Below are 15082 nucleotides of genomic sequence, written 5' to 3' on the forward strand. Positions count from 1 at the left end.
GGCGCGACCGACCACGACGAAGCCGCAGCCGCCATACGACCCGCACCCCTACGGCGAGAAGAACCTCACCCCTTCACCGCCCCCGTCAGCATCCCCTTCTTGAAGTGCTTCTGGACGAACGGCGACACCACCGCCACCGGCAGCAGCGCCAGCACCATCACCGCCATCTGCACGGCCAGCGCCGAGATCTGCCCGGTCTTGATGGCCTGGCTCATCCCCACCGGCTGCTCCTGCTTCTGCACCAGCTGGATCATGACGTTCTGCAGCGGCATCATGTCCTGGTCGGTGAGGTAGATCGACGCGTTGAACCAGGCGCTCCAGTACCCCACCGCGTAGAACAGCGTGATCACCGCGACCACGGCCCGTGACAGCGGCAGCACGATCTTCCACAGGATCCGCCAGTCCCCCGCCCCGTCGATCCGCGCGCTGTCGATCAGTTCGGGCGAGATGTTCATGAAGAACCCGCGCAGCACCAGGATGTTGAAGACGCTCACCGCGCTCGGCAGGATCAGCGCGAGATACGTGTCCGTCAGCCCCAGCGACTGCACCAGCAGGTACGTGGGGATCAGCCCCGCGCCGAAGAACATCGTCGCGAGCAGCGTCATCAGCATCCAGCGGTGCCCCAGCGACCCGCTGCGCGACAGCCCGTAGGCGGCGAGCACGGACACCGTCATCGAGAACAGCGTGCCGACGAGCGTGACGCCCAGGCTGACGAGGGTGGCTCGGGTGACCTGCCCGCCGCTCAGCAGCTCCTGGTAGGCGACGAAGGTGATGTCCCTGGGGATCAGCACCAGACCGCCGGCCTCGGTGATGGTCTTCTTCGACGACAGGCTGGTGACGATGACGATCCACAGCGGGAACAGCACGGCGAGGCAGGCACCGGCGAGGACGATCCCCTTGCCGGCGAGCCCGGCCCGTCCGGGCGGCTCCTCCCAGACGGGCCGCGGCGGGGCCTGCCACCAGCGGGGCGCCTTCTCCGCCACGGGTTCGTGCTTCTGGTCCAGGACGGCGGTCACTTCTTGTACACCCCCTGCTCGCCCATCATGTGGGCCACCTTGTTCGCGGCGAGCACCAGCGCCACGCTGACCAGTCCCTTGATCAGGCCCGCGGCCGCGGCGAAGCTGAAGTCCTGGTTGCGCACGCCGTTCCACCACACATAGGTGTCGAGCACCTCCGCCGCGCCCGGCCCGACCGCGTCGCGCTGCAGCAGGATCTGTTCGAAGCCGACGGTGAGCGCGTCGCCGACCCGCAGCACCAGCAGCAGCGCGATCACCGGCCGCAGCGCGGGCAGCGTGACGTGCCACAGGCGCCGCCAGCGCCCCGCGCCGTCCATGGCCGCCGCCTCGTAGAGGTCCGGGCTGACGGAGGCGAGCGCGGCAAGGAAGACGATGATGCCCCAGCCCGCGTCCTTCCAGACGCCCTCCGCCGTCACCAGGAACTTGAAGATCCCGGGGTCGGTCATGAGGTCGAAGCCCTCGTACCCGTGCCGGCGCAGGGTCTGCGCGATGATGCCGGCGCCGCCGAAGATCTGCTGGAAGACGGTGATGACCAGCACCCAGGAGAAGAAGTGCGGCAGGTAGAGGATGGCCTGCGACACCGCCCGCACCCGGGGCCTGATCACGCTGTTGATGAGCAGCGCGAGCGCGATCGGGATGGGGAAGAACAGCACGAGCTGGAGGAAGAACAGCACGAGCGTGTTGCGTACGGCGTCCCAGAACGCCGAGTCCTCGAAGATCCGCTGGAACTGCTCCAAGCCCACCCAGGGGCTCTCCAGCATGGCGGCGAACCCGTTGTCGCTGATGTACGGGTCGTACTCCTGGAAGGCGACGACGTTGCCCAGGATCGGTACGTAGTTGAAGACCAGGACCAGCGCGACGGCCGGCAGGGTCATCAGGATCAGCGTGCGGTCGCGGCGCAGCCTGAGCCGCAGGCTCAGCTTGCCGGGCCGTCGCGCGGGGCGCCGCCCGGAGGGGGTGTCCGGCGTCCGCGCCGCGGCCTTCCTCGTGTGCGCCTCGTCCCTGCTGCGAGGCACCGTGCTGTGGGACACGGCCGTCTCCTTGCCTCAGCGCCGGGTCACTGCGCGGAACCGTTGTCGTCGAGCAGCTTCTGGTACCAGTCCCGCAGCTTGTCACCGCCCTGCTTGCGCCAGTCGGAGACGGCCTGCTGCATGTCGCCGATCTTCTTGCGGCCGCGGACGATGTCGTCCTCCAGCTGCTCGAAGTCGTTGGAGAGGTTGGTGTAGCGGGCGGGCTCGGTGATCTGCATGCCCCAGAAGGCGGACCTGCTGGTGAAGGAGCCCATCCGCTGCTGCCACTCGACCTGCTCGCGGGTGATGTCCGGGAACTCCGGGTGGGCGATGGTGGGGGCGGGGCTGGCCAGCATCACATAGGCGTTGGCGACTTCCGCGTTGCCCTTGTCGTTCTTGAGCGGCATGCCGTCCTCGACGGTGTAGTGGGTGCCCTCGACCCCGTAGTTGGTGAGCATGTACTCCTTGGTGCCGTACGGGGCGGCGGTGACGTTCGCGGCGGCGAGCACGTCCTCGATGACGGCCTTGGACGCCTTCTTGTTGACGAAGGCGAAGATGCCGGCGGGCGATCCGGCCCACAGCCGCGGGTCGCCGCCGTCGTGGCCGAAGATGTCCATGCCGGCGATCCGGAACTCCGGGTTCTGGGCGGCCTGTTCGGACATCTTGCCCCACCAGTCCGAGATGTTGTTGTTGTACATCAGGACCTGGCCGGCGGTGAACCGGTCGCCCGCGGTGCCCTGGGTGGCCGCCTTGGCGTCGGGGTGGACCACGCCCGCGGCGTACAGCTTGCGGGTCCACTCCAGCGCCTCGAGGAACTCCTCGGTCTCGACGCGGTAGACCAGCTTGCCGTCGACCTGGTTCCAGCCGAGCGGCTTCTCGCTGCCGGACAGCACGCCGAAGATGTTGAAGGCGGTCCACTTCATGTCGTCGCAGGCCCACACCTTGGCGCGGGCGTTGGTGATGTCCTTGGCGAAGGACAGGAACTCGTCGGCGGAGCGCGGGGGCTGCCAGCCCTCCTTGTCGAAGACGTCCTTGCGGTAGAAGGGCACGATGCCGGTGACGGAGGGCGCCGGCTGGGGCAGGCCGCGCAGCTTGCCGCCGAAGATGGAGTACTGCCAGGCCTCGGTGGGGATGGCGGCCAGGTTGGGGTACTTCTTCACCGCGTCGCCCGACAGGTACGGGCCGAGGTCGGCGAACTTGCTGATGATGGCGCTGGGTATCTTGCCGCCCATGTTCCAGCTGGGGATGACCACGACGTCCGGCATGTCGCTGGAGGCGAGGACCGCGCCCAGCTTCTCGTCGTAGGTGATGCCGTCCTGGTTCTGCCAGGTGATGTCGACGCCGATCAGGTCGTTCATCGCCGCGTAGTAGGCGTTGTTCCCCTTCGGCGGGCTGCCCCAGAACGGCGACATGATCCTGATGGAGCCGCCCTTGCCGAGCTTCTTCGGCACGGACGTCTTCAGGTCGGCGAGCACGACCTTGCGGGTGAAGCCGACGGCGGAGCCGTTCTTCGCCGGGATGTCCGGGGTCACCACGTTGCTGGCGACGTACGCCGGTAGCAGCTTGCGCGCCTTCTTGCCCGACGTGGTGCCCTCGCGGGAGTCGCCGTCCTCCGAGCCGCCACAGGCGGCGAGCAGCGGCATGCCCCCGGCCACCGCTGCGGTGGCGACCGCCGTGGAGGCGAGGAAGCTCCTCCGGCTCGGGCCGGAGGAGACGGAAGCGGCGTTCGGCGTCATTGCGTCAACCCTTCGTGGCGCACCAGGACACCCGGCGGTGGGGCCGTCGGCTGCGGTGTCTTCAGTGGAACTGGCTGAGCCGAAGCGTTCCTTCGACTTCTGAAGGTCGGTGCGTCGAAGCGCTTCGATGTTGCTGCGAGGTTAAGTGAACCCCCGGGGGTGCACAAGGGTCGTTTCCAAGATTCCTCAAAGGCGCGGACCCGGAATCCGGGTCCCCGGCGCTCCCCCGTACACACCTTGAAATGTCGGCGGGACCCGGGAGTTGATGCACCGCGATGTCTTGACACCCGGCCCTGCTCCCACTGAGCATCGAAGCGCTTCGAAAGCGCCTCGTCGCTCCATTCCGAGGGGAACCCCACGTGACCGAACGAACGCCGCCCGCACCGCCTTTTCGTGACCGGCACCTGCCGTTCGCGAAGCGCATCGACGACCTGCTGTCGCGGCTCACCCTCGACGAGAAGCTCTCCTTCCTGCACCAGTTCGCGCCCGCCGTGGACCGCCTCGGCATCGCCGCGTTCCGCACCGGCCAGGAGGCCCTGCACGGGGTGGCCTGGATGGGCCCGGCGACGGTGTTCCCTCAGGCCGTGGGGATGGGCGCGACATGGAACCCGGAGCTGGTGCGCCGGGTCGGCGAGGCGGTATCGCAGGAGGTGCGCGCGATGCGCGCCCGCGACGAGCGGGTCGGGCTCAACGTGTGGGCGCCGACGGTGAACCTGCTGCGCCATCCGCTGTGGGGCCGCAACGAGGAGGGCTACTCGGAGGACCCCCGGCTCACCTCGGCCATCGCCACCGCCTACACCCGCGGGCTGCGCGGCGACCACCCGGTGTACTGGCGCACGGCCCCCGTCCTCAAGCACTGGCTCGCCCACAACAACGAGACGGACCGGGACACCTCCTCGGCCTCGGTCCGCCCGCGCGTGCTGCACGAGTACGACCTGCGGGCCTTCCGCGACACCGTCGAGGCGGGCGCGGTCGCCGGGGTGATGCCGGCGTACAACCTGGTCAACGGCCGCCCCAACCACGTCTCCCCGTACCTGCGCGAGCAGTTGCGCACCTGGACCGACCAGGAGCTGCTGGTCTGCTCGGACGCGGGCGCGCCGTCCAACCTGGTCGACTCCGAGCACTACTTCGACACCCACGAGGAGGCGACGGCGGCGGTGCTGCTGGCCGGCGTGGACAGCTTCACCGACCACGGCACGGACGGCTCGAAGATCACCGCCCGGCTGCGGGGCGCCCTGGCGAAGGGCCTGCTCACCGAAGCGGACATCGACACGGCCGTCCGCCGCCAGCTCTCGGTGCGCTTCCGGCTCGGCGAGTTCGACGGCCCCGGCGCGTACGCCGCCCCGGGCGCCTTCGACACCCCCGAGCACCGGGCGCTCGCGCAGGAGGCGGCCGAGCAGGCCATCGTCCTGCTGAAGAACGACGGGCTCCTCCCGCTGGCGCCGGACACCCGGATCGCCGTCGTCGGCCTGCTCGCCGACGAGTGCAAGCTCGACTGGTACAGCGGCACGCTGATCCACCGGTCCACCCCGCTGGAGGGGCTGCTGGAACGGTTCGGCGCCGACCGGGTGAGCTTCGCGGAAGGCGTGGACCGCATCCGGCTCAGGACGGCCGAGGGCACGTATCTGCGCGTACCGCCGGCCGAGCGGGCGGACGGCCCGGCGCGCGGCGCCGAGGGCGCGCTCGACCCGGCGCTGCTCGCCGGCCGCACCGACCTGCCGCCGCTGACCACCGGCGCCGACGGCACCGAACTGGCCCTGATCGACTGGGGCGAGGACGTGCTGACGCTGCGCGCCCCCGACGGCCGCTATCTCTCCGTCGCCGAGGACGGTTACGTCCGCGCCTCCGCGGACCAGCCCGGCGGCTGGGTCGTGCAGGAGACGTTCCGCCTGGAACCCCACGAGAACGGTCACCTCCTGCTCCACCTGGGGACGGGCCGGCACGTCTGTGTCGCCGCGGACGGCGTGAAGGTTGCCGCGCCCGGCTCCCCGGACGAGCCGGCGGTCTTCGCGCTGGAGGTCACCGAGCACGGCGAGGACGCGGTGGCGCGGGCCGCCGCCGGCGCGGACGTGGTCGTGGTGGTCGCGGGCAACGACCCGCACCTCAACGGCCGTGAGACCGAGGACCGTACGACGCTGCGGCTCCCCGGCCACCAGCAGCGCCTGCTGCGCGCCGCCCGCGCCGCCAACCCGCGCACGGTGCTGGCGCTGGTGTCGGCGTACCCCTACGCGGTGGCACCCGCCGCGCTGCCCGCGATGCTGTGGACCGCGCACGGCGGCCAGGCGGCCGGCACCGCCCTGGCCCGGGTCCTGGCCGGCGACGTCTCACCGGCCGGCCGCCTCCCGCAGACCTGGTACGCGGACGACGCGGACCTGCCCGGCCTCCTCGACTACGACGTGATCGGCAGCCGCCAGACCTACCTCTACTTCGAGGGCACGCCGCTGTTCCCCTTCGGCCACGGCCTGTCGTACACCCGCTTCACCTACACGGACCTGAGCGCACGGGCGGCGGACGGCGCGGTGCGCGTCACGTTCTCGGTCACCAACACCGGCGCGGTCCGGGCGGACGAGGTCGCGCAGCTCTACGCCCGGGCGGCGGACCCGTCGGTGATCCGCCCGCGCCGCCAGCTGCTGGACCACGCGAGGTTCACCCTGGCGCCGGGCGAGACCAGGGAGCTGTCCTTCGACGTCCCGCTGTCCGCCTTCGCGTTCTGGGACGTCGCGCGGGGCGACTGGCGCGTGGAGCCCGGCCCGTACGAGCTGCTGGCCGGGGCGTCCTCGGAGGACATCCGGCTGCGGACGACGGTGACGCTGGACGGCGAGCCCGCGGCACCGCGCGCGGTGGTGTCGCGCGGCCTGGACGCGGTGGACTTCGACGAGCACGGCGGCGTGCGGATCGTGGACCGTACGAAGGTGTCGGGCGACGCGGTGACACCGGCGGCGGAGGTCGCTGATCTGGTGTACCGCGACTGCGACTTCGGCACGGGCGTCCGTCAGGTCACCGTGGAGGTGGCGGGCGAGGGCGGCACGGTGGAGCTGTGGTCGGCCTCCGGCGCGGCGCCGACGACCCTGACGCTCACGGCCCCGACGCCGGGCCCGTACGACTACACGCGTCTGACCGCCGCCTTCACCGCGGACGGCGTGCGCGACGTCCGCGTCAGACTGCGCGGCCCGCTGCGGCTCGCGCACGTCGGCTTCTCCGGTTGAGGGTCCGGACCAGGCCGACGCGGGGAAGGGGCCCGGCACCGGAAGGCATCGGTGCCGGGCCCCTTCGGGACGGCGAGCTCGCGTCGGGGGCGAGCTTACCTGAAAATGGTTCCCATTAGCCAGGGGGGCGCCGCCCGCCCGGTGGACGACAACCGACTGCCGTGGATGACAACGGCCGTGGACGCCGTGGACGACAACGGCCGTGGACGACAACAGCCGTGTATGACAACGGCCGGAGCCCCCGCACAGTCGGGCTCCGGCCGTCGGCCTGTCAGTCTCCTCAGAGAGCGAGACCGGTGAGGACGAGCACCCGCTCGTAGGTGTAGTCGTCCATGGCGTACCGCACGCCCTCGCGGCCCACACCGGACTGCTTGACGCCGCCGTACGGCATCTGGTCGGCGCGGTAGGACGGCACGTCGCCGATGACCACGCCGCCGACCTCCAGGGCGCGGTGGGCGCGGAAGGCGGTCTGGAGGTCGTGCGTGAAGACGCCGGCCTGGAGGCCGAACTTGGAGTCGTTCACGGCGGCGAAGGCCTCGGCCTCCCCGTCGACCTTCTGCACGGTGAGGACCGGACCGAAGACCTCCTCGCAGGCGATCGTCACGTCGGCCGGGACCTCGGCGAGGACAGTCGGGGCGTAGGAGGCGCCGTCGCGCTTGCCGCCGGCGAGCAGCTTGGCGCCCGCGGCGACGGCCTCGTCCACCCAGGACTCGACCCGCTTGGCGGCGTCCTCGCTGACCAGCGGGCCGACGTCGGTGGCGTCGTCGCTCGGGTCACCGGTGACCTGGGCCTCGACGGCGGCGACGATCCGCGGCAGCAGCCGGTCGTAGACGGCGGCGTCGGCGATGACCCGCTGCACGGAGATGCAGGACTGGCCGCCCTGGTAGTTGGAGAAGGTGGCGATACGGTTCGCCGCCCAGTCCAGGTCCTCGTCGCTCGCCCAGTCGGCGAGGACGACCGCGGCGCCGTTGCCGCCCAGCTCCAGGGTGCAGTGCTTGCGCGGCACCGAGTCCATGATCGCGTAACCGACCTTGTCGGAGCCGGTGAAGGAGATGACCGGCAGCCGCTCGTCCTGCACGAGGGCGGGCATCCGGTCGTTCTCCACCGGGAGGATGCTCCACGACCCGGCGGGCAGCTCGGTCTCGGCCAGCAGCTCACCGAGGATCAGGCCGGAGAGCGGGGTGGCCGGGGCGGGCTTGAGGATGATCGGCGCGCCGACCGCGATCGCCGGGGCGACCTTGTGGGCGCACAGGTTCAGCGGGAAGTTGAACGGCGCGATGCCGAGCACGACGCCCTTGGGGAACCGCCGCGTGAGCGCGAGCCGGCCCTGCCCGCCGAGGTCGGTGTCGAGGCGCTGCGCCTCGCCGCCGTTGAACCGCCGGGCCTCCTCGGCCGCGAACCGGAACACGGACACCGCGCGGCCCACCTCGCCGCGGGCCCACTTGATCGGCTTGCCGTTCTCGGCGGAGATCAGCCGCGCGATCTCCTCGGTGCGCTCGGCGAGCCGCCTGCTGACGTGGTCGAGCGCGGCGGCACGCACGTGCGCGGGCGTCGCGGCGAACTCGTCCCGCACGGCGTACGCGGCGGCCACGGCCTCCTCGACCTGCGCGTCGGTCGGCAGGCTGACGCGCCCGACGAGCCGACCGTCCCACGGGTTGGTGACATCGAAGGTGCTCTCACCGGTGACCGGACGGCCGGCGAGCCAGAAGGCGTGGGTGGAGGTCATGGTCGAAGCCCGTGCCCTTCCGCGTTGGGGGTGGTGTTGCCTGTCGGCTCCACGGTAGGGGCGGAGGGGCGGTCGGGGGGTTGTCCAGAGTGTAGTGGTGGGGGGGTGGGGGTGCGCCGGTTTGGACCGTCCGGCCGCTACGGGGGTCGTCGCGCGACGAAGGTCCGTCAGCCTTCTGCGATCTTGCGAGGACCCCGTCGCACACCAGGGTGCGTGCAATTCACACTTTCCTTGGCTATGCCCCCGAGGTGCGGTGCCCGCGGTTGGCGGCGGGGACGGCGGCTTCGCGCTGCAGGTCGCCCGGACCGATGTGCGGAAGGCCGTCACCCGGCGGTTCGGAGCCCGAGGCCGGGGCCGGGGCTGACGCGAGCAGCCGGGTCACGGTGCCGGAACCCGCGGCGCGGCCGTGTCGGCGGAAGGCGAAACGGTGGCCGGACTCCAGCGGGACGGGCCGGTCGAGGTCGATCCGGACGGTGGCCTGGTGGAGCGGTCGGAGTGCGTCCAGGCCGGGGGGCAGGGTCACCGTGCCCACGACTGCGGCGCCGCGCAGGTAGCAGTCCAGGGTGTCACCGGTGCGCACCTCGGCGCCGCCCTCGTCCTCCGCCAGGACCGCGACGTCGGCCGCGAAGACGCCGTACGCGCGGATGGAGCCAGGTGCCGCGAGTACCTGTCCGCGTTCGAGCACGTCGGCCACGGCGCCCGGGAGCAGCAGGGCGACGTTGGCGCACGCGCCGGCCTCGTCGGTCTCGCGCCCGCCGTCGTGGATGCCCGCCGCACGGACGTTCTCCTCGGTGCCGAAGCCGACGATCGCCACCTCGTCGCCCCGGCGGACACGGCCGCGCTCGATCCGGCCCGCCGCCATGACCAGCCTGCCCCGCTTCGGGACGAAGACGTCCTCGACCGTCATCAGGAAGGGTGGCGGCTCACCGGGCATCTACTGCTCCGCCGCCGTCGCCTTCAACGCCAGCCACAGTTCCATCCGCACATCCGGGTCGTCCAGGGAGCGCCCCAGGATCTCCTCGACCCGCCGCATGCGGTAGCGGAGGGTGTGGCGGTGGACGCCCAGGTCGGCGGCGGCGGCGTCCCACTGGCCGTGGCGGGAGAGCCAGGCGCGCAGCGAGGCGACGAGGTCGCCGCGGCCGGTGGCGTCGTGTTCGCGCAGGGCGCGCAGGAGGCCGTCGGCGAAGGCCTTGACCGCGTCGTCGGCCAGGAGCGGCAGCACCGAGCCCGACGCCAGCTGTTCGTGTTCGACGAGGATGCGGCCGCGGCGGCGGGCCACCGACAGAGCCTGTTCGGCCTGTTTGTAGGCGGCCGCGGCGGCGATGGGGCCCGCGGGGGCGGAGAGGCCGATCACCAGGTCGTCGCCCTCCGCCGGGGAGGGTTCGCGGACGGAGGACGACGTGCCGCGGGCCGCCTCCAGGGACGCCGCGTACTCGGCGCAGGCGTGGGCCGCCGCGCCGCCGTCCGCGGCGAGGACGATCAGTCGGTCGCCCTCGGGCACGGCCAGCACCGCCTCGCCGGCCCGGGCGCCGGCCGCCTCGACCGCCTCGGCCAGGCCGGCTCCGCCCGCGTCGCCCTCGGCGACGATCACGCGGAAGGGGGCGTCGAGGAGGCCGCCGTAGAGGTCTCCGGCGACGGCGCGGGCGTGGTCCGGTTCGCCCGCGAGGAGCATCCGCAGCACCGCCGCGCCGATGCGCTGCTCGGCCTCGTGCAGGGAGCGGGAGCGTTCGGTGGTGAGGGTGAGCAGGGCGATGGCGGAGTGGACGGCGTAGCGCTCGGCGGTGCCGAGGGCGGCCTCGGTGCCGACGGCGAGGGCCGCGCGCGGGCGGCGGCCGGTGCCGAGGGAGTGGAGTTCGACGCGGTCCTCGTGGTCGGGGCCGCCGACCACCGAGCTGGCCGGGGCCGGCCGGTCGCGCAGGCGTTCGACGTCGGCGGTGAGGCGGGCGGCGCGGCGGCCGGCCCACTCGGGGGCCGCGGCGACGACGGCGCCGGACGCGTCGTAGAGCGCCGCCCAGCCGTCGACCTGGGCGGCGAGCGCGCCGAGCAGCCCCTCGGGGCCGTCGTTCAGGGCCTGTTTCGTCAGTTCGCGCTGGGCCGCGAAGCCGGCCGTGACCGCGCGGTACTGGTCGGCCGCGATGGCCGCCGAGACCGCCTTGGTGATCGCCAGGAAGGGGGTGCGGCGGGGCACTTCGAGGAGCGGCAGGCCCTCTTCCTCCGCCGCGTCGACCAGTGCCTTCGGGATCTCCTCGTAGTTCACCCCGATCGCGAAGCCGAGGCCGACGACGCCCGCGCCGGCCAGCCGCCGCACATAGCGCCGCATGGCCTCCGGATCCTCCGCGTCCAGCTTCAGCGCGGTGATCAGGAGCAGTTCCCCGCCCTCCATGTACGGCACGGGGTCGGCCAGCTCGCTGACGTGCGCCCAGCGGACGGGCACGTCCAGCCGGTCCGCGCCCGCCCGGACGGTCAGCTTGAGCGCCGAGTGGTGGACGAGGGAGGCGAGCGTGGGAGGCATGGGGCCTTCAGAGCCTTCGAGGAGGGGGAATCGGGGTGATCTTTTGGCCGTCGCGTATGAACGACCGGTACCGATTCTGCCTCACCGTATGACCGCGGGGCGCCGCTTCATCCCCGCAGGTCCACCAGCAGCGGCGGCGCGTGCTCGCCCTTGACGTTCGTGAGGGAGAGCACCGCGTGGCCCGGCGGCACCGCGTGGGCCAGCTCCGACGCGGACCAGCGTTCCCGCTCCACCTGCCGTACGGTCACCGCGCGCGCGGTCGGCGCCTTGCCGGTGATGACCCGGCGCAGCATGTGCACGGCCTTCCCGGCGGGGGTCTCGGCGATGATCTGCCGGTCGGTGACGTCGCGGGCCTCGGTCCACTCCTTGCCCCACACCTCGGCGAAGTCCTGGCCGTCCCAGGGGGTGAGGCCGGAGAGGGCGATCCGGCATCCGGTGGCGCCGAGGAGCGGGCCGCGCAGCGGGCGCGGTACGTCGTCGAGGGTGCGCAGCGTGAGGACGGCGCCCGCGTTGGCGGAGCGCAGGCGCTGGATGCCGCGCACCGACTCCGGGGTGACCACGCCGGTCGCGTCGTCGAGGATCAGGCAGGCGAACAGCGAGCGGTCCTCCCGCACCGCCACGCTCGCCGTGAACTGGGCGAGCACCAGCCGGGCCAGGATCCGCGAGGCGTCCGCGTGGCCGCGCGCGGGCAGGTCGATGCGGACCCGGACCGGGTGGTCGAGGGCCTTGAGGGAGAACGGCCGGGACTGGCCGGAGGTGTCGAAGAAGCCCGCGAACGCCGGGCGGTCCAGCAGGGCGATCCGGTCCGCGAGGACGCCGCTGACGTCCCCCGGGTGAGCCATCTGCCGCTCGCGCGCGTCCAGTTCGCGCAGCAGCGACTCCTGCCCGGCCTCGACGAGACCGGCGCGCAGCTCGGCGAGCGGGCCGGGCGCGCCGTCGAGCAGCGCGCGCAGCTCGGGGACGGACGGGAAGCGGCCGTGGACGGCGCGGTACGGGCCGAGGAGCTGGGCGAGGACGGTGGTGGAGCGGCGGCTGTCGCTGCCGGGGTGCGGGTCGGCGAGGTCGCCCACCAGGGCCTCGGCCAGTACGGCCGCGGCCTCGTCGGGGTCGGTGGTGCCGCCGTACAGGTCCAGGTCGTACATCGACTCGGGGTTGCCGATGCGGACGACGACGTCGTAGGCCTCGGCCGGGCCGAGTCCGGCGCCCGCCGCGCCGACGACCACGACGGCGGCCCGCCCGGTCAGCGCGTGCAGGCACAGCGACTCGGCGAGCGGACGCACCAGGGTGCCGGTCTTGCCGGAGCCGGCCGGGCCGACGGCGAGCAGGGAGGTGCCGAGCAGTTCGGGGCCGAGGGCGAGGCCGGTGCCGCGGTAGGCGTAGGGGTTGCGCGGGTCGTCGGCGGTGGTGCCGAGCCGGACCTGGCCGGTGAGCAGGTCGTGCCGGGCCTGGCGGCCGGGCAGGTCGCGGGCGCCGGAGGGGTGCGGGCAGGCGGCGGAGCCCTCCCGCAGGACGGCGCCGGTGAAGGCGGCGAGGGAGTGCCGGCCGCTGCGCACGCCCTGCCAGGCGCGGGTGATGCGGGCGTGGTCGACGTCCCGCATCAGGCCCTGGCGGGCCTCGGTGGCGAGCCGGTCGGCGGCGTCGGAGGCGCCGGCGGCGCGCAGCGCGGGGAACTCGGCGGGGTCCTCCTCGGGGGCGGGCGGGCGCTGGTTCTCCGGGGCGGTGGAGCGCCGCCAGGCGGGCGGGCCGTAGCGGCGCCACAGCTCGCCCCAGCGGCCCAGCCGGCCGACGCCGACCAGGATGATCAGGGCGACGATCGCGTAGTAGGCGTAGACGACCACGACGGCGGCGAAGCTGTGCGGCTCGGCCCAGGAGTCCGGGATCATCGCGTACAGCGGCAGCAGCCACCAGCCGCCGAGGTAGCCGTTCCACAGCAGCGACCAGATCAGCCAGCCGACCAGGAACGCGATCAGGGCCCCGGCGGCCAGCTGCCTGCCGGGCACCAGCTCGGGTTCCTCGTCGGGCCGCGGCTTGTGCCCGAACCGCCAGACGCCGGGCGCGGCCTCGGGCCGGGGGGTGCGCAGCCAGCTCAGGAAGGCGGAGCCGTCGGGGAGGGGCGGCACGGGCGGCGCCGCCGGGGGGCGGGGTGGCAGGGACGGCATCTCCGGCGGCTGCGCTGGACGAGGTACCGGTTCCGCATGCGTGCCCCGCGCCTCCCGGGTCCCGTCGCTGTCCATCGCCCTTGCCCCCTGACCAGCCGCCGTGTCCGCGTCCGCGTCCGTCCCGTGCACCATCAGCGAGTCAATCTAACGCGCGGGCAGGGCGAGTTCACCGGTGACGCGGCGGCACGCACGGGCGGTATCCGTCCGGGCGAGCCGGGCCGGGCGCGCGCCGCCTATGTCCACGGCGGACAACCGGCCCCGCCGACAACGCCCACATGGAGCATGCCCACCCCCTCCCACCCGTCTTAACCTGCGAGAAAAGAAGACAAGCGTCCGGAAACACCCCCAGGAGCCCTCATGACCGCAGTTCCGCAGGAGCGCCGCGTCGTCACCGCCATCCCCGGCCCGAAGTCGCAGGAGCTTCAGGCCCGCCGTACCGCCGCGGTCGCCGCGGGCGTGGGCTCCGTGCTGCCGGTGTTCACCGCGCGCGCCGGCGGCGGCATCATCGAGGACGTCGACGGCAACCGTCTGATCGACTTCGGCTCCGGTATCGCCGTGACGTCGGTGGGCGCCTCCGCCGAGGCGGTCGTCCGCCGCGCCTCCGCGCAGCTCGCCGACTTCACCCACACCTGTTTCATGGTCACCCCGTACGAGGGCTACGTGGAGGTCGCCGAGGCCCTCGCGGAGCTGACCCCGGGTGACCACGCCAAGAAGAGCGCGCTGTTCAACTCGGGCGCCGAGGCCGTCGAGAACGCCGTCAAGATCGCCCGCGCGTACACCAAGCGCCAGGCGGTCGTCGTGTTCGACCACGGCTACCACGGCCGCACCAACCTGACGATGGCGCTGACCGCGAAGAACATGCCGTACAAGCACGGCTTCGGTCCGTTCGCGCCCGAGGTCTACCGCGTCCCGGTCGCCTACGGCTACCGCTGGCCGACCGGCCCGGAGAACGCCGGCCCCGAGGCCGCCAAGCAGGCCATCGACCAGATCACCAAGCAGGTCGGCGCCGAGAACGTCGCCGCGATCATCATCGAGCCGGTGCTGGGCGAGGGCGGCTTCATCGAGCCGGCCAAGGGCTTCCTGCCGGCGATCGTGAAGTTCGCCAACGACAACGGCATCGTCTTCGTCGCGGACGAGATCCAGTCCGGCTTCTGCCGCACCGGCCAGTGGTTCGCCTGCGAGGACGAGGGCATCGTCCCGGACCTGATCACCACCGCGAAGGGCATCGCCGGCGGTCTGCCGCTGGCCGCGGTGACCGGCCGCGCCGAGATCATGGACGCCGCGCACGCGGGCGGCCTGGGCGGCACCTACGGCGGCAACCCGGTCGCCTGCGCCGGTGCGCTCGGCGCGATCGAGACGATGAAGGAGCTGGACCTCAACGCCAAGGCGAAGAACATCGAGGCGGTCATGAAGGCGCGTCTCGGTGCCATGGCCGAGAAGTTCGACATCATCGGCGACGTCCGCGGCCGCGGCGCCATGATCGCCATCGAGCTGGTCAAGGACCGCGCCACCAAGGAGCCGAACCCGGAGGCGACCGCCGCGCTCGCCAAGGCCTGCCACGCCGAGGGCCTGCTGGTCCTGACCTGTGGCACCTACGGCAACGTGCTGCGTTTCCTGCCGCCGCTGGTCATCGGCGAGGACCTGCTGAACGAGGGCCTCGACATCATCGAGCAGGCGTTCGCGCGCATCTGAGCGGGCGCGCCGCGCGTCTGATGGA

Annotated in this window: 9 protein-coding genes; 2 read left to right on the forward strand and 7 right to left on the reverse strand. The window is 72.6% G+C overall.

The window, feature by feature from the left end:
• Nucleotides 1-65: 65 nt before the first annotated feature.
• The 3 genes from AB0K92_RS09055 to AB0K92_RS09065 are packed head-to-tail and all read right to left on the reverse strand — an operon-like array spanning nt 66 to nt 3762.
• A complete protein-coding gene (locus AB0K92_RS09055; protein WP_365920860.1) occupies nt 66-1016 on the reverse strand; it encodes a carbohydrate ABC transporter permease in 951 nt (316 codons plus the stop codon).
• Nucleotides 1013-2047, reverse strand: a complete 1035-nt coding sequence (locus AB0K92_RS09060) for an ABC transporter permease subunit (protein ID WP_365920862.1) — start codon at nt 2045-2047, stop codon at nt 1013-1015. The genes AB0K92_RS09055 and AB0K92_RS09060 overlap by 4 nt, the downstream gene beginning before the upstream one ends.
• Nucleotides 2048-2073: 26 nt before the next feature.
• Nucleotides 2074-3762 (reverse strand): extracellular solute-binding protein, encoded by a 1689-nt coding sequence (locus tag AB0K92_RS09065; protein WP_365920864.1) that lies wholly within the window; start codon nt 3760-3762, stop codon nt 2074-2076.
• 359 nt (nt 3763-4121) lie between these two features.
• Here AB0K92_RS09065 and AB0K92_RS09070 point away from each other — a divergent pair, with 359 nt between their 5' ends.
• A complete protein-coding gene (locus AB0K92_RS09070; RefSeq protein ID WP_365920866.1) occupies nt 4122-6968 on the forward strand; it encodes a glycoside hydrolase family 3 C-terminal domain-containing protein in 2847 nt (948 codons plus the stop codon).
• A 280-nt stretch (nt 6969-7248) separates the two neighbouring features.
• Here the strand turns inward: AB0K92_RS09070 and AB0K92_RS09075 are convergent, their stop codons facing one another.
• The 4 genes from AB0K92_RS09075 to AB0K92_RS09090 all read right to left on the reverse strand — a co-directional run bounded on the left by AB0K92_RS09075 (nt 7249) and on the right by AB0K92_RS09090 (nt 13440).
• Complete coding sequence (locus tag AB0K92_RS09075; RefSeq protein WP_365920868.1) at nt 7249-8694, reverse strand: aldehyde dehydrogenase family protein; 1446 nt, start codon at nt 8692-8694, stop codon at nt 7249-7251.
• A 235-nt stretch (nt 8695-8929) separates the two neighbouring features.
• Nucleotides 8930-9628 (reverse strand): EF-Tu/IF-2/RF-3 family GTPase, encoded by a 699-nt coding sequence (locus AB0K92_RS09080; protein ID WP_365920870.1) that lies wholly within the window; start codon nt 9626-9628, stop codon nt 8930-8932.
• Nucleotides 9629-11206 carry a PucR family transcriptional regulator gene (locus tag AB0K92_RS09085; protein ID WP_365920872.1) on the reverse strand — a complete coding sequence of 526 codons (1578 nt, stop codon included), beginning with the start codon at nt 11204-11206 and terminating at the stop codon, nt 9629-9631.
• Between the two features lie 107 nt (nt 11207-11313).
• Complete coding sequence (locus AB0K92_RS09090) at nt 11314-13440, reverse strand: ATP-binding protein (protein ID WP_365920874.1); 2127 nt, start codon at nt 13438-13440, stop codon at nt 11314-11316.
• 282 nt (nt 13441-13722) lie between these two features.
• Here AB0K92_RS09090 and gabT point away from each other — a divergent pair, with 282 nt between their 5' ends.
• Nucleotides 13723-15057 carry a 4-aminobutyrate--2-oxoglutarate transaminase gene (gene gabT, locus AB0K92_RS09095; protein WP_365920876.1) on the forward strand — a complete coding sequence of 445 codons (1335 nt, stop codon included), beginning with the start codon at nt 13723-13725 and terminating at the stop codon, nt 15055-15057.
• Nucleotides 15058-15082 lie beyond the last annotated feature (25 nt).

Source organism: Streptomyces sp. NPDC052687 (assembly GCF_040678395.1).
GTDB lineage: Bacteria > Actinomycetota > Actinomycetes > Streptomycetales > Streptomycetaceae > Streptomyces.